General features: G+C 55.8%; 16 protein-coding genes. 8 read left to right on the top strand and 8 right to left on the bottom strand.

Annotated features, from left to right (window positions below; genetic code table 11):
* Nucleotides 1-37 precede the first annotated feature (37 nt).
* The 5 genes from CQ011_RS09535 to CQ011_RS09555 form a co-directional block, all read right to left on the bottom strand.
* Nucleotides 38-1,576, bottom strand: coding sequence for an ABC transporter ATP-binding protein (locus tag CQ011_RS09535; RefSeq protein ID WP_181148061.1), 1,539 nt, complete (start codon nt 1,574-1,576; stop codon nt 38-40).
* The gene (locus CQ011_RS09540; protein ID WP_286161148.1) at nt 1,569-2,420 is read right to left on the bottom strand and encodes an ABC transporter permease; all 852 of its coding nucleotides are present in this window, start codon (nt 2,418-2,420) and stop codon (nt 1,569-1,571) included. The genes CQ011_RS09535 and CQ011_RS09540 overlap by 8 nt, the downstream gene beginning before the upstream one ends.
* A complete protein-coding gene (locus tag CQ011_RS09545) occupies nt 2,413-3,366 on the bottom strand; it encodes an ABC transporter permease (protein WP_105677327.1) in 954 nt (317 codons plus the stop codon). Before CQ011_RS09545 ends, CQ011_RS09540 begins: the two co-directional genes overlap by 8 nt.
* A 1-nt stretch (nt 3,367) precedes the next feature.
* Nucleotides 3,368-4,912: an ABC transporter substrate-binding protein gene (locus CQ011_RS09550; RefSeq protein ID WP_105677333.1), complete on the bottom strand. Its 1,545-nt coding sequence runs from the start codon at nt 4,910-4,912 to the stop codon at nt 3,368-3,370.
* A gap of 216 nt (nt 4,913-5,128) precedes the next feature.
* Complete coding sequence (locus CQ011_RS09555; RefSeq protein WP_105677337.1) at nt 5,129-6,412, bottom strand: MFS transporter; 1,284 nt, start codon at nt 6,410-6,412, stop codon at nt 5,129-5,131.
* A gap of 226 nt (nt 6,413-6,638) precedes the next feature.
* On the opposite strand from CQ011_RS09555, the gene CQ011_RS09560 reads away from it, so the two are divergent.
* Nucleotides 6,639-7,292, top strand: a complete 654-nt coding sequence (locus tag CQ011_RS09560) for a 4a-hydroxytetrahydrobiopterin dehydratase (RefSeq protein ID WP_105677342.1) — start codon at nt 6,639-6,641, stop codon at nt 7,290-7,292.
* A gap of 86 nt (nt 7,293-7,378) precedes the next feature.
* Here the strand turns inward: CQ011_RS09560 and bcp (CQ011_RS09565) are convergent, their stop codons facing one another.
* Nucleotides 7,379-7,855 carry a thioredoxin-dependent thiol peroxidase gene (bcp, locus tag CQ011_RS09565; RefSeq protein ID WP_105677345.1) on the bottom strand — a complete coding sequence of 159 codons (477 nt, stop codon included), beginning with the start codon at nt 7,853-7,855 and terminating at the stop codon, nt 7,379-7,381.
* A gap of 328 nt (nt 7,856-8,183) precedes the next feature.
* On the opposite strand from bcp (CQ011_RS09565), the gene CQ011_RS09570 reads away from it, so the two are divergent.
* A complete protein-coding gene (locus tag CQ011_RS09570; protein ID WP_105677349.1) occupies nt 8,184-9,560 on the top strand; it encodes an NAD-dependent succinate-semialdehyde dehydrogenase in 1,377 nt (458 codons plus the stop codon).
* Nucleotides 9,561-9,714: 154 nt separating this feature from the next.
* Here the strand turns inward: CQ011_RS09570 and CQ011_RS09575 are convergent, their stop codons facing one another.
* Both CQ011_RS09575 and bcp (CQ011_RS09580) read right to left on the bottom strand, forming a co-directional pair.
* Nucleotides 9,715-10,455 carry a Pr6Pr family membrane protein gene (locus tag CQ011_RS09575; protein WP_105677353.1) on the bottom strand — a complete coding sequence of 247 codons (741 nt, stop codon included), beginning with the start codon at nt 10,453-10,455 and terminating at the stop codon, nt 9,715-9,717.
* Between the two features lie 113 nt (nt 10,456-10,568).
* Entirely contained in the window at nt 10,569-11,048 is a 480-nt protein-coding gene (gene bcp, locus CQ011_RS09580; RefSeq protein WP_502692881.1) for a thioredoxin-dependent thiol peroxidase, read from the bottom strand.
* 281 nt (nt 11,049-11,329) lie between these two features.
* Here bcp (CQ011_RS09580) and CQ011_RS09585 point away from each other — a divergent pair, with 281 nt between their 5' ends.
* From CQ011_RS09585 to CQ011_RS09610, 6 genes are all read left to right on the top strand, one after another.
* Entirely contained in the window at nt 11,330-13,063 is a 1,734-nt protein-coding gene (locus tag CQ011_RS09585) for an ABC transporter ATP-binding protein (protein WP_105677359.1), read from the top strand.
* Entirely contained in the window at nt 13,064-15,151 is a 2,088-nt protein-coding gene (locus CQ011_RS09590; RefSeq protein WP_105677364.1) for an ABC transporter ATP-binding protein, read from the top strand.
* Between the two features lie 752 nt (nt 15,152-15,903).
* The gene (locus CQ011_RS09595; protein ID WP_105677369.1) at nt 15,904-17,085 is read left to right on the top strand and encodes an acyl-CoA dehydrogenase family protein; all 1,182 of its coding nucleotides are present in this window, start codon (nt 15,904-15,906) and stop codon (nt 17,083-17,085) included.
* The gene (locus CQ011_RS09600) at nt 17,082-18,206 is read left to right on the top strand and encodes an acyl-CoA dehydrogenase family protein (protein ID WP_105677374.1); all 1,125 of its coding nucleotides are present in this window, start codon (nt 17,082-17,084) and stop codon (nt 18,204-18,206) included. The genes CQ011_RS09595 and CQ011_RS09600 overlap by 4 nt, the downstream gene beginning before the upstream one ends.
* Complete coding sequence (locus tag CQ011_RS09605; protein WP_105677378.1) at nt 18,203-19,702, top strand: MFS transporter; 1,500 nt, start codon at nt 18,203-18,205, stop codon at nt 19,700-19,702. The genes CQ011_RS09600 and CQ011_RS09605 overlap by 4 nt, the downstream gene beginning before the upstream one ends.
* Nucleotides 19,703-19,704: 2 nt before the next feature.
* Nucleotides 19,705-21,405 (top strand): AMP-binding protein, encoded by a 1,701-nt coding sequence (locus tag CQ011_RS09610; RefSeq protein ID WP_105677381.1) that lies wholly within the window; start codon nt 19,705-19,707, stop codon nt 21,403-21,405.
* The last annotated feature ends 22 nt before the right edge of the window (nt 21,406-21,427 follow it).

The raw sequence follows: 21,427 nt of genomic DNA on the forward strand, positions 1-21,427 counted from the left end.
GGCACAAGAATTCTGGCTTTTCTTACGCGCAGAAAAATTATCCGTGTGCAGCCGTCACCGCTGTGAGGTCCAGTGCTGCCACTAGATCCTTACTGTGTTGGTGGGTAGCGGAGGTCAAGAATTCAGCCAGCGGCCTGCGTTCCACGAGCTCACCTTCAAAGAACACCGCGACATCATCACTGACATAACGGATCACATCCATGTCATGGGAAATGACCACAAGGCTTAGTCCCATCTGGTCACGTAAACGAAGCAACAGATCAAGGATATGGCGCTGGGCTACCGAATCCAGTGCAGAGGTTGATTCATCACAGATCAAAACCTGTGGCTCGGTCAGCAAAGCTCTGGCGATAGCCACTCGCTGCAGTTGTCCACCGGAGCACTGTCCGGGTCTGCGGTCCAGTAGTTCTTCGGGCAATCCCACCTGAACCATGACCTGCGCTATGCGCGCGCTTGCCTGAGATTCTGGCAAACGATGCACCGCTGCGCTGACGGAAGTGCGCAGAGAAAGTCGGGGGTCAAAGGATGAGTAGGGCTCCTGGGCAATGACCTGCACCCGCGTTGCCTTCTCGCTTTGTTGCCTGTCAATAATCTGCCCGGTCGTTGGCTGTTCTAGCCCGGCAAGGAGCCTGGCAAAGGTGCTTTTGCCGGAACCAGAACGGCCCACCACGCCTAATACTTGCCCGCCGTGAATGCTTAGTGTGGTGGGCTTTAATGCGGCTGGACCTTTGGCCCGGCGTGTGTAGTTCTTGCTCGCGTCCACTGCTTCAAGCAAACAGGCCGAACTATCTGTGCGGGGTCCGCGTACCGAGGGCAGGCTAGCTTCCACGAGCTCCCGCGTTTTGGCGTGACGGTCCTTGGAAAAGATCTGCGCGGTAGGGCACTGATCAACAATCTGACCATCGCTGACCACCACGATGCGGTCAGCGATGTGCTGCACGCTGGCAATGTCATGGGTAATGAAAAGAACTCCCACACCACGTTCTTGTTGCTTTCGGCGCAGTAGCTGCAACACCTCTGACTTGAGGATTGAATCCAGTGAGGACGTTGGCTCATCGGCCAGGATGAACTCCGGGTCAGCGGCCAAAGCAATGGCCAGCATGGCACGCTGGGCCATACCTCCGGAGAGCTGATCTGGACGCTTTGAGGCAATATCAGCGGCAGGGGATAAACCCACTTCTTCCAGCAAAGAGAGGACCTGCTCTTCATGCTTACGGGCTTTGTTCCACCCACGGACACCCATGGCTTCGAGCAGGTGCGCGCGGACAGTCAAGCGCGGGTTCATCACGCGCTTGGGCTGCTGGAAAAGCATGCTGATGCGCCGCCCGCGCACAGCATCCAACTCCTTGTCGCTGAGCTGATCAAGGCGCTGACCGTCTAAGAGAATCTGCCCTTCGGCGTGCAGTCGCTGCGGCAGTAAGCCAATAATCGCCTTGGTGAGCAGCGTCTTTCCGGACCCGGAGCGTCCAACCACTGCCACCAATTCGCCAGCTCGCAGTGCGCCGCGGGCTTTGAAGAGCAGAGACTTTTCACCAGCGCTGACCGACAGGTCGGTGAATTCAAGTTCTTTAGTCATGGGTGCCGGCCTTGGTCTCGGTAGCAAGAACATCTTGTCCGCCCAACACGTGGGTAATTCGATTACCCAATAGGGTGACGCAGAAGCTCACCAGGAAGATTGCGGCGCCCGGCGCAAGTAAACCCCAGGGGGAGCGAATTGCATGAGGTTGCGCTTCTGCCAGCATGGAACCCCAGTCAGACTGTGGTGGCTGAACTCCAATGCCTAGGTAAGACAGCGAGCCGAGCAATACGAGCAATAGTCCGAAGCGCAATGCGGCTTGGGCCAGCACCGGTCCGGCGACAAAAGGCAGCACATGATGGCGCAAGATAAACCACCGTGAAGCGCCCACATGTTTTGAGGCTTCCACGTGGTGGGTCGATAGTGCTTGAGCCGCCATTGAGCGCACCAGCCGGGCGGTAGGTGTCCACGCGACCACGCCTACGGATAGGACCATGGTGAAGAATCCTGGCCCCATCACGGCAATGATCAACAGCGCGATGACAATTTCTGGCAGGGCGAGCAGCAAATCATTGACGCGTAAGAAGAGTTCATCCAGCCACCCACCACGCACCGCACTGAGCAGTCCCAGTACCGTGCCCACGAGTAGGGCGAACAAGGTGGTGATCAGTGCTACCGACAGCGAGAACTGGCCTCCGTGCAACACCCGGCTCAAGGTGTCGCGGCCCAACGAGTCCGTCCCCAAAAGATGGGCCAGGCTAGGTCCTTGAAGGCGGTTCAGTAAATCTTGGGAGTCAGGATCATAAGGAGAAATCCATGGGGCCGCGATAGTCACGATCACCACTGCCAGCAAGAAGAATGCGGGTGCAGAAATCAGGATCTTTTTGGATATATTCTTAGCCATGTCGGACACCAATCCTCACGTTGGGATCGCTGAGCTTATGCACTAGATCAATGATTCCGGTAGTTAGCACGGCACAGGCCACAACCACCACTACGCCGCCTTGGGCTACCGGGATATCGGCATCAATAATCGCGTCAAAGATCAGTCGACCCATTCCGGGAATGGCAAAGATGACTTCTACAATCACTGATCCACCAAGCAAACCGGCAAACCAGACACCAACCATGGTCCACAAGGGAAGCAACCCGTGGGGAACCACGTGACGCATCAATGCCTGCGTGCTGCTCAAGCCGCGCGCACGAGCCGCGAGCACATGTTCTGAATCCAAGGCCTGCCGTACACCTGAGCGCACTGCGACGGTAAAGAAGCTAATCGGACGCAAGGCCAAGACGAATACCGGAAGCACCAGTGCGGCGGGGGATTCAAAACCTGCTGAGGGAAGCAGCGACCAGCGCACAGCGAATAGCAGTACTAAGAGTGGTGCCAGTGCGTACTCGGGGATGGCGATGAGCGCATGGGTCACCGAGGTGATCAGCTTATCTGGCCATGACCCGGCGCGGGTGGCGGAGATGACGCCAAGAACTATGGATACGGCGATAGCCACCAGCAGTGCGCTGCCAGCCAGGGAGAGCGTCACCCCGATTGCTGGCATTACTTGGTCAGCTACCGGGGTGCCACTGATATGGGAGATGCCCATATCGCCGGTGACAAACCTTCCGAGCCAACGGCCAAACTGCACCAGCATTGGATCATGCAGACCGAACTGCTGTGCGTAGGCCTGTACGGTGGCTTCATCTGCGGCGCCGATGTCCATCCGGGCGCGCAACAGGGAGCGCACCGGGTCCCCGGGGGAAACAAAGGGGACCAGGAACACCGCGAAGGATGAAAGCAACACCGCTGCGCAGAGTCCTAGGGCTCTGCGCAGCAAGGTGGACAGTGATAACAACTTACTGAGTCTTTGCCAGATCCTTGGTCAGCACGTAGCGGGTCAGTGGATCCTGAACATAGCCCTGTACTGAATTGCCCACCGCGTCGATGGCCTGCTCATTGACTAGCCACACGTTGGCCGCGTCAGCGGCGAGGATATCGCCGGCCTGACGGTAGAGATCATGGCGTTTGGTCTCATCGGTCTCGGTGGTGGCCTGAGCGATGAGCTTGTCGTAGTCCTTATTGCAGTAGTGGCTCAGGTTGTAGCCACCCTCACAGGTGTAATCGGCCTGCAAGAAGCCAATCGGATCAGCAATATCAATCATGCGGTTGCGCTGGCTGAGGATCATGTCGTAGTTGCCCGCCAGGACATCAGGTTCGGCTGCCCCATAGGATTTGGTGACCACATTGGCGGTCAAACCGATCTGTTTGAACTGTTCCTGGATGATGGCAGCGACTCCGGCGAACTCGGCACGTTCGGTGATCGCAATGATCTCCAATGGCTTCTGTTGCTTGTAACCGGAGGCTTCCACCAGCTTCTTGGCTTCGTCAACGTTGAGTTGTGGAACACCAAGCTCCGGGTTCGCCCAGCTTTCACTTGGGGCAAAGGGGCCGGTGGCAGGCTGCGCGGCACCTTCATAGATGCTGGCTGCCATTGCTGGCAGGTCCAAGGCCATGGTGGCGGCCTTGCGCAGGTTGACGTCGTCAAAGGGTGCGCGCGAGTTGTTCAGGTACAAGGTTGAGGTGCGTGGTGAATCTGTTTTCAGCACGCTGATCTTGTCATCGGCTTCCAACGTGGCCAGGCTGGTGGCCGGGATGGACATGGAGATGTCCGCTTCGCCGGTCTGCACCTGAGTGGCGCGGGTGGCGCCTTCGCTGATGTAGCGGATTTCGCCGCCAGCCAGCTTAACCTCACCGTCCCAGTAATTCTCATTGCGGTCCAAGGTTAAGGACTGGCCGGCTTTTTCTGACACCGGGGCAAAGGGGCCGGTGCAATGTTTCATCGGATCGATACCCTTGGCGGTGTATGCGGCAGGGGAAAGGACCCCGGCGTTCACGCTGGCCATACGGTAAGGCAACAACGGATCAGCAGCTGGGGTGGTCACGCGCACGGTATCGGCATCTGCTGCTTCAACCTTGCTGATGGTCTTAGGATTTACTGCACGTGCCGGAGCAGTGGCTTTAAGGACGTGGTTCAGTGAGCCAGCGACTGCCTTGGCATCAAAAGCGGTGCCGTCCTGGAACTTCACGTTCTTGCGCAGGTCGAATTCCCATACGGTGTCCGAGGCCTGCTTCCACGAAGTGGCGAGCATGGGCTCAACCTTCTTGGTGGTCTGGTCATACTTGGTCAGAGTTTCCAAGCAACCGGCAATAGAGAGCACATAGGCGTCATCGCTTTCCAGGGCCCAGTTGGAAACTGGAGCACGGAAGTTTGCCACAACTGCTCGCGCGTCCGGATTCGCAGCTGCCTCAGGGGCTGGGCTGGAGGGGGTGGAGCTGCAGGCGGTGAGGGCCAGAGCAATGACCGCAAATCCTGCGGCTGCGCTGAGTCGTCCAAAGTTCATGGAAATCCTTCGGCATTACGTGATGAAATGGCTTCTAATGCGATAGCGCCTTGGTTAGCTTATCCTAAATTCAATGTTTCCCTTGAGGCTTCTTAACGCAGTGCGACATCCGCTGAAATGCAACTTTAATGAGGCGCGCAAGAGTGCAAGTTGAGTAGTGCAAAGTTGGTGTGAGAATTGGAAGATTCGCCCGTGATTTACTGAACATGTCTCAGCTCACATGCGTGTAGTCAACGTCCGCGGGAACCGGACGAGCGGTGCAGCAAGCCAGGATGCTAGAAGCAAAGGAACTATCAAGACCATCCAAGGCAGGAATCCAGGCAAGGTTCCATTCCCGGACTGCGTCAAGAGCCAGCCAATGAGCAAATTACCCAGGAGTACCGCCAGTCCTCCGCAGCTGGCAAGTAAGCCGAAGTAGGAACCCGTGGGGCGTCCGCCGGCAAACTTGGGAACGAGCGATAACGCAGTGGGGTGCACGCTCATATGTCCCAATGTCAGCAGAGTTACCGCGCAGAAGATACGAGCCGGACCGGTGTCATTTCCAAAGGCTAAGTCCGGGACGAAGGCAAGTGCCCCGAAGCCCAGCGCGCTACACAGGTATCCGAACCGCAAGGTTGCCGCTGCTCCGATACGTCCGGCAAGCCGCGCGAGCGGCAGCTGCAGGGTCAGCGTCAAAACGGAGATCCACGCAAAGATCAGCCCTACCCATTGGGTCGGAAGTCCCAGACGTTCCAACTCCAAGGGGATAGCTAAGTAGAGCTGGTTGTAGGCCAGTAGATCTGAAGCGTGCAACCCGCAAAAGGCGACAAAGCGACGGTCAGTTAGACACCTGCGCAAGCCACCAGGCCGAACTTCTTGTTTGGAGACATCGCTTGTCCGTCCCGTAGAAGTTTCCGCAGAGTTGGGCCGTCGCAAAGCAACTGCCAGAAACACACCAATGAGCACAAAGAACCCAGCCCCAAAACCTGCAACGGTGGCGAAACCCCAGCCCCAAAGTGCAGCGCCAACCAGCGGGCCGGTGACCGCACCAATTTCTCCGGTAATGCTCAACCATGCGAAGAGTGTGGACTGTTTGGCTTTGGAATGTTCGTTGTTCTCGCGGGCAACTTGTGCTGCTGCCACCAGGATGTTCAAGCCTGGGGAAAAGAGTGCTCCGCCAAAACCCGTGAGCAACGTTCCAAGGATAAACATCCAGAGCGTCGGGGTGCCGGTCCACAAGGATGCGGAGAGCGTGATGAACCCTGCCGCACGTACCGCACAACCAATGAGAATGACGCTCCGAGCGCCGAAACGGTCTGCAAGGATTCCGCCGGCAAGGAACAAACCTTGCTGAGCGAAGGTTCTGATTCCCAGAATGAGACCTACTGCGGTTCCAGCCAAGAGGAAATCGTTGGTCAGGACAATCGCAAGAAAAGGCACCACGGCGTAGAAGCCGATATTGAACAGGGTTTGGGTTCCGAGGAGGACTGGAACTTCAAATCGTGGCGAGCTAGTTTTCATGGACCTCGGGAATGCTTTGAGTTAGGACGAATCGTGGGGTAGACCTATCCGACTTTAGCGCCAGTCGCTCCTTTGGAGCAGTTTTGCGTACGTGGGGGGCTTCATCGATTAATCTCCTGATAGCTCTTCAAAGCTCTCCGCCATGGTGAGACACTGTGCGTAGGGCGAGGCATAATCCTCTTCGCCTACGCCAGCGAAACATCGGACGCACAAGGGGCGAAATTCCATGACTGAGAAAGAAGTTCTGAAGCAAGCTGACCGTGAAAGTCAGATGACCCACTTGTCACACTGGCGCTACGTGCTCGGATCGCTACGCACCGCCTTCAAATGTTCTTCCTCAGCCGTAGCCTTGGAACTCTTTGCAGAAATTGGTGCGCTAGCGCAGGAAGCCAACCATCACCCGGATGTGGACTGGCGGTACGACACCTTGTTTGTGACGCTGGTGTCCCATGATGTCGGGGGAGTGTCGCTTCGAGATACTCAGCTGGCCGGGAAAATCTCTGATCTGGCACAAGAACATGGTGCCCAAGCAAACCTGAACCTGACCCGCACGGTGGAAATAGCCATTGATACCGATGACCGGGATCAGATTGCCGACACCTGGCGCGCAGCCCTAGGTTACAAGGAACAAGCCGATGGTAGCCTGACGGATCCTTATGGGCGTGGGCCTGCCATTTGGTTCCAGAAGACCGAGACTCCAAGCGACAATCGTTTCCATCTGGACATCTCGGTGCCCCACTCGCACCACGTGGATATTCTCGATGGTTTGAAAGAGGCCGGTGCACGGTTGAACTATGCTGATGCGCCGTCATTTACCGTGGCCACGGATCCACAAGGAAACCGCCTGTGCATCTGTACCGAGGCAGGGCGTACCGACTAAGCCTTGAGCAAGGGCAGGCCGCGTCCAGTACTGGACGCGGCCTGCCTTTACTCATTCATATTCTTCGACTAGCGGTCTGCTAAACCTTAGACACCCAGGGTCTCGCGCAGGCGAGTTACGTGACCGCGCGCTTCCACGCCGTATTCCACATGGCTGATCTTGCCTTCTGGATCAACTATCGCGGTGGAACGCAGGGTACCGGTGAAGGTGTTTCCGTTCTTGGTGCGTTCTCCGTAGGAGCCGTACGCGGTGGCCACGGCGTAATCGGTATCGGAGAGCAGATCAAAGGTCAGCGATTCATCGGCTGCGAACTGAGCTAAGGCTTCTGGCTCGTCAGGAGAAATTCCAAGAACAATGTAACCCGCGCTCTTGAGCGAATTCAGGTTGTCACGGAAATCGCAGGCCTCGATGGTGCATCCAGGGGTGGCAGCTTTCGGGTAGAAGTACACCACAACATTCTTTCCACGGTAATCGCTGAGCGAAATCGTTTCGCCCTGTGCGTTGCGTAGTGAAAACTCTGGTGCGCTATCGCCGACATTGAGCGGGATTGGCTGTGCAGTCATGTTTAGTCCTTGTTGATCAAGTGATTTTCTTGCCTTACTACGAACATACTGGGCTGAGCACGAGGGTGGAAACTCGTGATCAACTGTCATGGATTGTCTTCTATCCCAAGTCTGCAGAATTATGAATAACTCAATTACTCATAATCTTGAGGGAATTCGTTATGGGCAATGGTGCCTCCATCGTGGGTGGACGTCACCCCAGAATTTAAGCCAGCTGTGAAGAATGCGCGGATTCCCTGACTTCTCACGCGATATCCTTGCCTGCCGGTGGGGGATAGCTGGCAGACTGGGCTAAACACAGTCAATCAATGAATCTTCAAGGAGCAACATGAGCATGTACGCGGTTACCAACCCTGCCACCGGTGTAGTGGAAGCTACCTACCCAACCGCCACCGATGAGCAGATCCAATCCGCCATCTCCTCGGCACATGAGGCTTACACCAGCTGGTCGGTATCCGAGCTAGATGAGCGTGTGGCCCTGCTTGAACGTGTTGCTGACATTTACGAGGCACGCGCCGAAGAACTAGCAGCAATCATTACCCGTGAAATGGGTAAGCCGGTCAAGCAGGCGCAGGGCGAAATTGGAATCGTCGTGGCAATCTACCGCTACTACGCGAAGAACGGTCCAAAGTTCTTGGCAGACGAAGAGCTAGAGATCGCCTCGGGTGGCAAGGCCTTGGTACGCAAGCAAGCGGTGGGTGCCATTTTGGGCATCATGCCGTGGAACTTCCCGTACTACCAGGTAGCCCGTTTTGCTGGTCCTAACCTCATGAACGGCAACACTGTACTGCTCAAGCACGCCCCGCAGTGCCCTGAATCCGCATTAGCTATCGAGGAAATTTTCCGTGAGGCTGGTGCTCCGGCAGGAGCCTACGTAAATATCTTCGCCACCAACGAGCAGGTTGCGGACGTTATTGCAGACCGCCGAGTGCAGGGTGTTTCGCTGACCGGTTCCGAACGTGCCGGCGCCGCGGTAGCCGAGATTGCCGGCCGCAACCTGAAGAAGGTTGTGCTCGAGCTTGGTGGCTCGGATCCATTCGTGGTCTTTGACGACGCTGATGTAGCAAGAAGTGCCAAGCTGGGTATGCGCGCCCGCTTTGGCAATACCGGTCAGGCATGTAATGCCGCTAAGCGTTTCATCGTCGATGCCTCGGTATACGAGGAATTCTCGCAGGCATTCACCGAGCAGGTCGCTGGAATCAAAGTTGGAGACCCGACGCAGGGTGAAAACTTCCTAGGCCCACTTTCCTCGGCTGCGGCTCGTGATGGATTGGCAGCTCAGGTACAGGACGCCATCGATAAGGGTGCAACCGTTCTAACGGGTGGCAAATCGATTGACGGGAATGGTGCTTTCTACGAGCCAACAGTCCTTGCCGGGGTGACCGAGGAGATGCGGGCATTCAAAGAAGAGCTCTTTGGACCAGTTGCCGTGCTGTACAAGGTCGAAGGCGAAGAAGAAGCGGTTGCGTTGGCTAACAACACCGATTATGGATTGGGAGCTTCGATCCATACGAAGGATCTGGAGCGCGCCGAGCGGGTTTCCGTACGTTTACAGGCGGGCATGGTGGCCATTAATGAGCCTTCGGCCTCGTTCCCAGAGCTGCCATTTGGCGGCGTGAAGCGTTCGGGTATCGGACGTGAACTGGGCAAGTACGGCATGGATGAATTCATCAACCACAAACTGGTGAAGGTCGCCGGCCGCTAGATTCCTAGTGAGCCCGACCTCGTAGGCCGTCGGAAAAGCAGTTGTATCCGGCGGCCTACGGCGCTTGGTCACGTGACCACGCGAAATCGGGGCCACAGTGTGCGGGTGCTGCGGGAAATACTCAATTACACATGGATGGATCGCTTTGGCCAGTTCAGGAATTCCGGAGCGGAATTCTTGCCAGAAGTCGGTCAATGAGCAACAGCAGGTAGCCCACGATAAGTAACGCTACCCCCATGAAAAGGGCATTGACGATGACTCTAGGATAACCATGCTGCGAGACATCCATGAATGGGTACGGATAATGAACGGCGGGGAAAAACTCGGCCCCGAGTCCTCCTGCCACCAGAGCAAAGATCACGTAGACCAGCGGAATCAGTAGCCACAGTGCCGGGTCACGTGGCCGCAATGTCCCCTTGGGGACGAAGAATAGCCAGTCAAGAATGAGCAGGGCCGGAGTTACCACGTGGACCAGGGTATCGGTCAAGGAAAATGGCACGTAATCCCCGGACTGCACGAAGTCGGACGGCGCAAGCACCAATACGTAGATCAGCAAGGTCACCGTAATGGACATCGTCACCGCCGCGGCCCAGCGCGTCGAAGGCACCGACGCGCCTCGCGGACCTGCCTGGCGGAGATCTCGAAGCGTGCGGCTAATCAAGATCATGAGCCAGATCAGGCACAGCAGGTTGCTTTGCACGGTGTAGAACAGGAAACTGTTCCACACCGGTTCGGCGCTAAAGACCTTGGAGATTCGTATAATCCCCATTCCGACAATAATTAACGCAACGATTCGATAAGTTAGCGCAACCCAGCGATGCGACAGAAACACACCGGGCAGTCCCGACAGAGTGGCTTCGTCGGTTGCGGTCCTGCGTAAGAGGTGATCGCTCATAATTGAACGATACGTTACCCGCGTCTAGGCTGTCACTCGGGTGCAGGGCATGCTGTGCACCCTAGCTTGGCCTAGAGCTCTGTGCTTGGTGCCAGCCGCGGAAAGGCGCCGGACTAGATTCCGAGCTTCTCACGCAGTCGTGAAACGTGACCGCTAGCGTCCACGGAGTATTCGGCGAGGGCAATCTTTTGTTCCGGAGAAACCACCACGGTGGAGCGCAGTGTGCCGACAAAAGTCTTTTCGCCAAAGCTCTTCTCTCCGTAGGATCCGTAGGCCTTGGCGACCTGATTGTCTGGATCAGATAGTAGTGGGAAGTTCAGCGATTCATCGGCAGCGAACTGCGCAATTTCTGCCGGCTCATCCGGAGAGATGCCTAGCACCGAGTAGCCAGAGCTTTGGAGTGAGTTCAGATTGTCTCGGAAGTCGCAGGCTTCGGTGGTGCATCCTGGGGTGGCTGCTTTCGGGTAAAAATACACGATAACGTTTTTGCCCGCGTAGTCCGAAAGCGACACCGGGTTGGATTGTGCATCTCGCAAGGTAAATTCTGGAGCTGGTTGTCCCACGGTGAGTGCCGTGCTGCTGTCAGCCATCATTCCTACTTTCGTATAGCGGTAATTTCTTTCCATTGTATGGTTTTTGAGTGACCATGGCTAGGGTGAGATTTTCGTTGCAGATCTGGCTTCCAAGAAGCGGCCGTTGAGGCAAAAATTTACCGCCAGTTCGGAAAAAATTAATGATTGGTAAAAATCAATCGCAAGGATGATTTCCACTGTCGGTAGCAAGGGTTAGACTGACAATCGCTTCGGAATCTCCCTGCCCTAAATCCGAAGGTGCAGGAGAGTTCTGGAGTAGATGGAGTGAGGACACCAATCACATGCTTCTGAAGCTCATTCTCAGACACAGCAAACCCTACGCAGGCTGGATAACTGCCGTAGTGATCTTGCAGCTGGCCACCACCATTGCCACGCTGTATCTTCCAAGCCTGAACGCAAAAATCATCGATGTCGGTGTGGTTGAAGCGGACATTGGCTATATCTGGCGTACCGGCGGCATCATGCTCGTCGTAGCTTTCGTGCAGATCATCACCGCCATTGGCGCGGTGTATTTCGGTGCGAAAACCTCTATGAGTATTGGCCGCGACATTCGTCAGTCGGTTTTTGTGAAGGTATCTACCTTCTCCGCTCAAGACGTGAATAAATTTGGCGCTGCCACACTGATTACTCGTGGCACCAATGACGTGCAACAAGTTCAGATGCTTACGCTGATGGCGCTGAACTTCATGATTACCGCACCGATCATGTCTATCGGTGGCGTGATCATGGCTATCCGTGAAGATCCAGGACTGTCCTGGCTCGTCTGGGTATCCGTACCATTAGTGCTTATTGTGGTTGGCATCCTTGTGATCAAGTTGATGCCACTCTTCCGCGACATGCAAGGACGTATCGACGGGATCAACGGTGTGCTGCGTGAGCAGATCACCGGTATCCGCGTGGTCCGCGCCTTTGTCCGCGAAAAGCACGAGACCGAACGCTACGCCGACGCCAACCAGGAGCTCACTAAGCTCGGCGTTAGGGTCGGTAACCTGTTCGTGCTGATGTTCCCTGCCATTTCCATGATCTTGCACCTGTCCACTGCGGCCGTGCTGTGGTTTGGTGGACACCGTGTTGATAGCGGAGTAGTTGAGGTCGGAGCATTGACTGCCTTCCTGCAGTACATGCTCCAGATCCTCATGGCGGTCATGATGGGAACCTTTATGGCCATGATGGTTCCGCGCGCGATGGTCTCCGCGGACCGTATCGGCGAGGTGCTTGAAAGCGACCCAAGCATGACAGATACCCACAACGTGGCAGTCAATTTGCCTACCCCAGGCACCGTGGAATTCCGTAATGTCAGCTTCGGTTACCCCGGTGCTGACGCACCGGTACTTTCGGATGTTTCTTTCGTGGCCGAGCCGGGGCAAACCACGGCAATTATCGGTTCAACCGGTGCCGGCAAGACGACATTGCTCAATCTGATCCCACGTCTCTACGACGCCACCGAGGGAGAAATCCTTATTGGTGGAGTCCCGGTGCGTGATATCGGTCGAGAACAACTGTCGCAGAATATTTCCGCGGTTCCGCAACGTCCTTACCTGTTCTCAGGAACCGTGGCCAGTAACCTGCGCTTCGGGGCAAAAGATGCCACAGAAGAAGAACTCTGGGAGGCGCTGCGCATCGCGCAAGCAGATGACTTTGTCTCCGAGCGTGAGAACCAGCTGGATTCCAAGATTGCTCAGGGCGGCACCAACGTTTCCGGTGGACAGCGCCAACGACTGTGCATTGCTCGTGCCCTGGCAGCCAAACCAAACACTTACCTGTTTGATGACTCTTTCTCCGCCTTGGACGTAAGTACGGATGCTAAGTTGCGTGCGGCGCTCGATGAACCAACCAAGGACGCGGCGGTCATTATTGTGGCCCAGCGCGTCTCAACAATTACCGGTGCAGACCAGATCCTGGTGTTGGAGCACGGGGTGATTGTTGCCCGGGGTACTCACGAAGAACTTCTTGAAACCTCGGAAACCTATCAAGAAATTGTTTCATCCCAGCTCAGTGCCGAGGAGGTGGCCTAAATGGCAGCGAAGAAAAAAGGCAGCGACAAGCAAGCCCCAGTTGATACCACCCTCGCGGAGGTAGACGAGTTCGAAGTGGCCGCGGCTTCCGGTGGCTGGGAGGAAACTCCGGTCCGTAAGGCCGAGCACTTCTGGCCTTCGGCCAAGCGACTAATCGGTCTGATGGGACCATACAAGGTCGGAATGAGCGTTGTCTTTGCTCTGATCACCGTGTATGTGGTGCTCTCAGTTATTGCGCCGCGAATTCTTGGCCGTGCCATGGACGTCATCTTTGCGGGCATGATCGGTAAGAACATGCAGGTGCCACCGGGCACCACCGCAGACCAAATTGTTCAGGGAATGCGTGATGCCGGGGAAACCACCCAGGCTGACATGCTTTCTCGGGTTGATTTTGTCCCCGGACAGGGCATCGATTTTGCTCAGCTCTCGCAGTACATCCTGTTGGTGCTGGCCATGTACTTCGTGGCATCGATCTTCTCCTGGGTATCGGGCTGGTTGCTGAACAAACTGGTTATGCGAGTCGTCTACAACCTGCGTAAGGATGTGGAAGACAAGATCAACCGCCTTCCGCTGAACTACTTCGACACCCGTCAGCGCGGAGACATCCTCTCCCGCGTGACCAACGACGTAGACAACATTCAGAATGCTTTGCAGCAGGCATTGAGCCAGCTGGTTCAGTCGATTATGACCGTTATCGGCATTGTGATCATGATGTTTGTGGTCTCTTGGCAGTTGGCGCTGATCGCTTTGATCGCATTGCCACTCTCCGGAGTAGGTGCCGGCATCATTGGTTCTAAGGCACAGAAGCTATTCACCGCGCAGTGGAAGAATACCGGTGCGCTCAACGGGCAGATCGAAGAGTCCTTCTCCGGCCACGAGCTCATGAAGGTCTTCGGTCGCGAAGACGACATGGTGGAACGCTTCACCGAACGCAACGAGGAACTCTACAAGGCAAGCTTCGGCGCACAGTTCGTCTCTGGCATGATCATGCCGGTAATGAACTTCGTGTCCTACCTGTCTTACGTGGGTATCGCAGTCGTTGGTGGCCTGCGTGTAGCTTCTGGCACGATGAGCCTTGGTGATGCGACAGCATTCATCCAGTACTCGCGCGAGTTCACCCAGCCGTTGGGGCAGATTGCCGGTGTAGCGAATATGCTGCAGTCCGGTGTCGCCTCCGCAGAGCGTACCTTTGAACTGTTGGATGCCGAGGAACAGGAACCGGAAGAGGCCAAACAGCAACTTCCGGCACGCACCGACGGGCACGTGTCCTTCGAAAACGTGAGCTTCTCCTATAACCCGGAGCAGCCACTGATTGAGGACCTGTCATTTGATGCAGATCCTGGGCACACGGTGGCCATCGTAGGTCCTACCGGCGCGGGTAAAACCACGTTGGTGAACCTGGTGATGCGTTTCTACGAGTTGAACTCGGGACGCATCATGTTGGACAACGCGAACATCACCGACCTGTCCCGCGCAGACCTGCGCTCCAAGGTCGGCATGGTGTTGCAAGATGCGTGGCTCTTTGGTGGATCCATCATGGAGAACATCCGGTACGGCCGGCTCGACGCCACGGATGAGGAAGTATACGAGGCCGCGAAGGCGACCTTCGTTGACCGCTTCGTGCGGGCACTTCCAGATGGTTACGACACCATTATTGATGAGGAAGGCACCAACGTATCGGCCGGTGAAAAGCAGCTGATCACCATTGCCCGTGCGTTCGTGGCTAACCCTTCTTTGCTGATCTTGGATGAAGCGACCAGCTCGGTGGATACGCGTACCGAAGTTTTGGTACAGCATGCCATGGCGGCGTTGCGTAGTGACCGAACTAGCTTCGTGATTGCACACCGCTTGTCCACGATTCGTGATGCCGACACCATTTTGGTGATGGAGTCAGGCAAAATCGTGGAGCAGGGCAATCATGAGGAACTGTTAACTACTCAGGGCGCCTACTACAACCTGTACCAGTCACAGTTTGCTGGGCCGGCTGAGGATGTGGATGCAAATCCCGATACCTCAGCAGTTCCGGTAGCCGCTGGCACTCCGGTTGCTGGCGCGGAGACCCCTGATACGGTCACTGAAACCGAGTAATACTAGCTAGGCACAGAGTCATGCCGCGGCGGATGGGAACTTTTCCCAGCTGTCGCGGCATGTCTGTTTTCTGGCTGGGTTTTCTTGGTCGGGACTCGCCTTCAGCCGGGGGAGGGCGAGTGAACCAAGTGATTGACCGAATTCAGGTCTCCGGTTCGCAAAGTGATAGTAAGGAACTTTCTTACTATCACTTTGTTGTCTGTCCGAAACCTGTTTATTGGGTATACCGACCTGTGAACGTGTGTGAGAGTGCGTCAACAAATGATGTGAGTTGGTGGCGCGTCACCATTTATTCTCGTGAATCGAACGATTTTTTCAAGAATTTTTCGTCACATTTGCTCTTGGTTTGTGCAAGATTTTTGTGGGGTGGCACCTCCGGGTTGTGACCGCGCCGAGTAAATATGGGGCCTACTTCGTGCGACTCGTTCGCCAGTTCCTTTCGCAGGTGTTTGTAACAGCAGAAACATGCCTGTAGACGCAATTACTGAAGTCAGATTCTAGTTCTAGAAATATTCTTGTTGAGAAAATACTTGAAACTGCCAACTTTCGCCCGCATCGGCAAGGTCCAATTTCACATAGTTCAGTTAATTTTCATTAACTGAACTGAGGCATTGGGAACACTTGCCTGCGACTCGAAAGGCGTCGAAATCTTTCGAATAGTGATCTTGTTCACTTTTGATTCCGCTGATAGTCTCGACCCCACTTACCGTGGTTCAACGGTAAACGCCTAGTCAAAGACGAAAGGCAAAGTTGTGCATTTAAAAACTTCCGCCGAAATTTCCGAGCTTCGTGCTGAGTTGCGCTCATACTTCGCGACGCTTCTGACCGATGACATCCGCAAAAAACTTCGCGCCGAAGGCGAGGGGGGTGGGCAGACTCTGCGATCAATCATGGCCCAGATGGGCAAGGATGGATGGCTAGGAATCGGCTGGCCAACCGAGTACGGGGGACAGGGGCGGGGGGCAGACGCGCAGTACGTTTTCTATGATGAGGCTTACCGTGCCGAAGCGCCGATTCCAATGATCACACTGACTACCGTGGGGCCAACACTCATCGCTCACGGAACCAAAGCACAGAAAGATTACTTCCTTCCCAAGATCTTGGCCGGAGAATGCATCTTCTCCATTGGCTATACCGAACCCGAGGCCGGCACCGACTTGGCATCGTTGAGCACTCGGGCAATTCGCGAGGGCAACGAGTACGTGATCAACGGCAGTAAGGTTTTCACCTCCGGCGGCGATGGCGCTGACTGGATCTGGCTTGCTGCCCGTACTGATGCCGAAGCACCCAAACATAAAGGCATCTCGCTGATACTCGTTCCCACCAGTGACCCGGGCTACTCCGCCACCCCCATTCACACCGTGGGAGGAGTGACAACCACCGCCTCGTATTACGACAATGTACGCGTTCCGGCCAGCAACATAGTGGGTGAAGAGAACAAGGGGTGGCAGATGATCACCACCCAGCTCAACCATGAACGTGTAGGGCTCGCGGCCTACAGCGGCATCTGTGAAGGCATGCTTGATAACGTGCGTGACTGGGTGGTGGGTCAGAAAACCGCGGAAGGTACGCCGCTGGCCCACGAACCATGGGTGCGCCAGTTGTTAGCCTCGTCCACTGCGAGATTGCGCGCCATGCGCTTGATGAACTGGCAGCTAGTGGAGACCGTGGAACGCGGTGAGCTCAGCCCCGGTATTGCCTCTGCCGCAAAGGTCTTCGCCACCGAAACGGTGATTGATGTCTACCGCGCGTTGCTAGAAATCGTTGGCCCCAGCGCCTTGCGAGTCAGTGATTCTCCATGGCGCTTCGACTCAGGGCGATTGGCGCTGATGAACCTCAGCGCTCAAATTAACACCTTTGGCGGCGGAGTCGCCGAAATCCAGCGTGAAATCGTCGCCTGGACCACTCTCGGAATGGCAAGGAAGTCACGATGAACACGCTCAGCATCACCGAACCAAGTATGGAATTTTTGCTTGATGAAGCCCAACAGTCCATAGTGCAGCTGGCCGGTGAGATCTTCTCCAGCTTATCCAACGATGAAAATAATGTGGTCAATCAACGTTCAGGACGAAGCTTTGATGAAAATCTTTGGACGGAACTCATTGAAGCAGGGCTCCTTGAAGCCTTGCTGCCAGATGATGTTGGGCCAGGATTAGGTACTGTCGGATTGGCTCTTCTGGCGAAGGAACAAGGACGGAGCTTGGCGCGAATCCCACTGATTCCCACTGCTGTCGCAGCCCTGGCGCTGGCCCAGTTCCAAGGACATTCGCAGCTACTTGAAAAAATTGGCTCGGGAACAGCACGCGTGGGGATTTTGCTTCCCGAAGTTCAGCACCGCATTGACGCTCAGCGCACGGAAAATGGTTGGCAACTTCACGGACGTATCCAATATGGATATATGGTTCCGGCGATGACCCACCTGCTCGTTCAGTTCACCGACCAGGGTGTTGAGCACATGGTAATTATTGAGACGGAACGTGCCGGGCTCGGAATTGAGACTTTTGAGGGCATCTCCTATCTGCAACACGCAGAACTGAACTTCAAAGCAGTGCAGATCCAAGACCGTGACCTGCTCGGAGCACACGCCGCCCCGGGCGAGGTTGCCAGCTGGGTGCGCCATCGCCTCGTAGTGACCGCCGCGGCCAGCATTGCCGGTGCCTGCGAAGAAGCAGTGCGCCGCACGGCGCTTTATACCTCGGAACGAGAGCAATTCGGGCGTCCGCTGTCCACCAATCAAGGTGTGGCCCTGCGTGCAGCGGATGCCTACATTGACACGCAAACCACGTGGCTTAGCACCATTGATGCGGCGTGGCAGCTGGATGCCGGGACCGCCGATGGTACTGAAGCCGCACTGGGTGCTTCTTGGTTTGCCAGGGAAGCCGGATTTCGTACGGTTCATGCCACACAGCACCTTCATGGCGGCATGGGTGCCGACAAGGACAATCACATCCATCGCTTCTTTGTCTGGGTTCGGGAACTGGACCAAATGTGGGGTACCGCAACGCAGCTGTTAGAAGAACTAGCGGATACACTCCTGCCGCGGAGCAGTAAGTGACCTCCGGAACTTCAGCGCGAACGCACTCTGGACAAAAAGTTGGCTTTGTTCTTGCCATTTTGGTGATCGCTGAAGTGGTAGCGGCCTTTGAAACATCCATGGCCGTGCAGTTACTTTATGCACCGGGGGACTTTTTCACATCTGATCTTTCACAGTTGGTCTGGGTGGTGACTTCCTATTCACTGGTGGCTGCGTTGGCCACAGGCTTTGTTGGACGATTGGGTGACCAATTCGGCAGGCGCAAAATCCTCGTGGTCGTGTTGTTGATTTCTGCGGTGGGCTCGGTCATCAGTGCTATGGCTCCGACATTTGGGGTACTACTGGTTGGGAGAGCGCTCCAAGGGGTTTCCGGGGCCGTGTTGCCGCTAGCTATTGGCATGGTTCGCACCACTTTCCCCCGAGGGAAAATTGGCACTGGTATTGCGGTGGTATCCACCTCGGCGCTGATTGCAGGTGCTGCCGGAATGCTTGGCGGCGGCCTATTTTTGGACTACGCAAGTTGGCATTGGATCTTCGTCAGCGCTGCGGTTTTCGCCGTTGTGGCAGCCGTGCTGGTGCATTTATTCCTTGCCAAGGAACCTCAAAGTACGCTGGCCGCCTCGGGGCGTGTGGATTGGAACGGTGGTCTGATGTTTGGCGCGGGCATTGCCGCGGTGCTCTATGGTTTGACACTGAGCAAAGACCAAGGCTTTACCGCGGTGCCGGTCCTCGGATTCCTCGGTGGCGGATTGCTCTTGTTGGCTTTATGGGTGCGCTGGGAACTACGAGTTTCCGAGCCAATGATCGATGTGCGAATGTTTAAACAGCGCAAGTTTGCCCTGGGCATGCTGGCTACGGCGCTGATCGCCTTAGGGCCGATTGGCACGATGAGCATTCTGAGCGTCTCCATTTACCGCAATCCCTCCAGCGTTGCGTTGGGTGATGGAACAGTGATGGATCTTCCGGTAGGCCTTGGGCTAAGCGCAACTATGACCGGTTTGCTAGGTTTCATTACCGCTGCCGCGGCCTTCACTATTTCTCCGCTGATTGGCCGAGTTTCGTCTAAATACGGTGCGCGGACCGGACTGATGATCGGGTCGGCACTGACCATTATCGGGTTGGTGATCGTGTGCACCGCACCAACCAACCTAACTGTCGTCATCAGCGGACTCGTCGTGGTGATCTTTGGCACCGGATTTCTCTACTCCGGGATGCCCACCATCATCGTTGAATGCGTCTTGCCGGCGCAGACCAGCACGGCCACTGGCATTAACGCCGTGACCCGAACTGCATTCCAGGCGGTCGCGTCCTCTGTGATGGGTCTGTTATTGGTAATTTCACCGGTGTTTGCCGGGGAGAGCAGTTTCGTCTCGATGACCGGCTTTCTCACGGTAGTAGGGGTGCTGATCGCCACCTGCATTCTGACCATCCTGGTGGTGTTCTTCATTCCTGCCAACACCGCCGAACCATTAGCCGATGCCGCCCAGCATCCGAGCAACTTGACCCGAAAGGATTAGCAATGAACATAGTTTCCCCGCCGTCAATTGCAAAAACCACCAGAGACCTGTTGGAGCTACGAGCCAAGGATGAACATCCTGGCCTGTTGTTCGAAGGCCGCATCTGGACTTGGGCCGAAGTAGTTGATGAGTGTAAAGTTCGCGCCCACGCATTGTTGGCCTTACACCAGCCAGGCGTCGCCTTCCACGTGGGGGTGATGTTGGAAAACGACCCGGAATACGTATTTGCCATCGGTGCGGCAGCCTACGCTGGAGCCACCGTGGTGGGTATCAACCTCACCCGCCGTGGTGAAGAGCTGACCCGCGATATTGCCTACACCGATGTGGAAATCCTAATCACTTCCAAAGAATTGGAAAGTTACTTCAACTCGGCGCCTTCCGGAATTCCCACACAGCGGACCTTGTATATTGGAACCGAAGAATTTGAACGGATCTTAGCCCCGTTTCGCGGCTTGCCGGCACCCCAAATCCCGGCAGCTAATAATCCGGAAACCAAGCTGCTCTTGCTGTTTACTTCGGGCTCTACGGGGGATCCGAAAGCGGTGATCTGCACCACCGGCCGCCTATGTCGCACCGCAGTTTATCGGCATATGGGCTTGGGGCGGCGCGATGTCAGCTACAACGCGATGCCGTTGTTTCATGGCAACGGCATCTTCGCCTGTTGGGCCAACCCGCTGGCAACCGGTGGCACCTTCGCTTTGGCCCGAAAATTCTCCGCCTCGAAGTTTCTACGAGATGTGATGCGTTACAAGGCCACCTACTTCAATTATGTTGGCCGTTCCCTCTCTTATCTGCTGGCCCAGCCAGAACGTCAAGAAGAATCCGGAACGTATTTGGAGTCCTGTTTTGGGACCGAAGCGAGCGAATTTGACCTAGCAGAGTTCAAACGTCGCTACGGGGTGGGGCCCACAGAAAGTTATGGTGCTTCGGAAGGCGGGCTGACCCTTGCGCGTACCGCAGATACTCCCAAGAACGCGTTGGGTGCGGCTCCGACCGGTATGGATGCCGCGGTAGTTGATCCGGCGACGATGGAAGAATGTCCACGAGCTCAGCTAAGTGACGACGGACGAATCCTGAACGCAGAAGAAGCCATCGGTGAATTGGTGAACCTCACCGGGGCGGCCCTATTTGAGGGTTACTATAAAAATCCTGCGGCCACCGCAGCGCGAGTACGTGGGACCGCATTTTTCACTGGAGACCTAGGCTACCGCGACGAGGACGGCTTCTTTTACTTCGCCGGACGAGATGCAGATCGGTTACGCGTCGATAGTGAAAACTTTTCCGCCGCTCCTATCGAACGTGTTCTCTCACGTTTTCCGGGAGCCACACTAGCTGCGGTTTACCCGGTGCCTGATGTGCGAACCGGTGACCAGGTGATGGCCACCATTCAGGTGGAAGATCCTTCTACATTCGATGTGCAAGAGTTTGCCCAGTTTTTGGATGCCCAGCCTGATCTCGGCACCAAATGGGCTCCGAAATTTCTGCGCGTGGTGACCGATGTCCCGGTGACCGCAACCCAAAAGATTAACAAACCACAATTGCGCAAAGACGCATGGTTGGCTGATGACTTGATCTTTTATCGACCCGCCCGGCAATTCGACTATGAAGTTCTCGACTCAGCAGTTGTGGCTGAACTGAAATCCGCATTCGCGAGGAACCGACGTAGTCACCTCTTGCCGATGCTAACGGCCGAAGCCAAATAGACCCAACGAAGTTCCAAGGAGA

Source organism: Arthrobacter sp. MYb213, from assembly GCF_002979915.1.
Lineage (GTDB): Bacteria > Actinomycetota > Actinomycetes > Actinomycetales > Micrococcaceae > Glutamicibacter.

What these genes read in the sequence shown, in the direction of transcription:
- CQ011_RS09535 (WP_181148061.1), bottom strand. Translation starts at nt 1,576, where the DNA reads ATGACTAAAGAACTTGAATTCACCGACCTGTCGGTCAGCGCTGGTGAA.
- CQ011_RS09540 (WP_286161148.1), bottom strand. Translation starts at nt 2,420, where the DNA reads ATGGCTAAGAATATATCCAAAAAGATCCTGATTTCTGCACCCGCATTC.
- CQ011_RS09550 (WP_105677333.1), bottom strand. Translation starts at nt 4,912, where the DNA reads ATGAACTTTGGACGACTCAGCGCAGCCGCAGGATTTGCGGTCATTGCT.
- CQ011_RS09555 (WP_105677337.1), bottom strand. Translation starts at nt 6,412, where the DNA reads ATGAAAACTAGCTCGCCACGATTTGAAGTTCCAGTCCTCCTCGGAACC.
- CQ011_RS09560 (WP_105677342.1), top strand. Translation starts at nt 6,639, where the DNA reads ATGACTGAGAAAGAAGTTCTGAAGCAAGCTGACCGTGAAAGTCAGATG.
- bcp (WP_105677345.1), bottom strand. Translation starts at nt 7,855, where the DNA reads ATGACTGCACAGCCAATCCCGCTCAATGTCGGCGATAGCGCACCAGAG.
- CQ011_RS09570 (WP_105677349.1), top strand. Translation starts at nt 8,184, where the DNA reads ATGAGCATGTACGCGGTTACCAACCCTGCCACCGGTGTAGTGGAAGCT.
- CQ011_RS09575 (WP_105677353.1), bottom strand. Translation starts at nt 10,455, where the DNA reads ATGAGCGATCACCTCTTACGCAGGACCGCAACCGACGAAGCCACTCTG.
- bcp (WP_502692881.1), bottom strand. Translation starts at nt 11,048, where the DNA reads ATGATGGCTGACAGCAGCACGGCACTCACCGTGGGACAACCAGCTCCA.
- CQ011_RS09585 (WP_105677359.1), top strand. Translation starts at nt 11,330, where the DNA reads ATGCTTCTGAAGCTCATTCTCAGACACAGCAAACCCTACGCAGGCTGG.
- CQ011_RS09590 (WP_105677364.1), top strand. Translation starts at nt 13,064, where the DNA reads ATGGCAGCGAAGAAAAAAGGCAGCGACAAGCAAGCCCCAGTTGATACC.
- CQ011_RS09600 (WP_105677374.1), top strand. Translation starts at nt 17,082, where the DNA reads ATGAACACGCTCAGCATCACCGAACCAAGTATGGAATTTTTGCTTGAT.
- CQ011_RS09610 (WP_105677381.1), top strand. Translation starts at nt 19,705, where the DNA reads ATGAACATAGTTTCCCCGCCGTCAATTGCAAAAACCACCAGAGACCTG.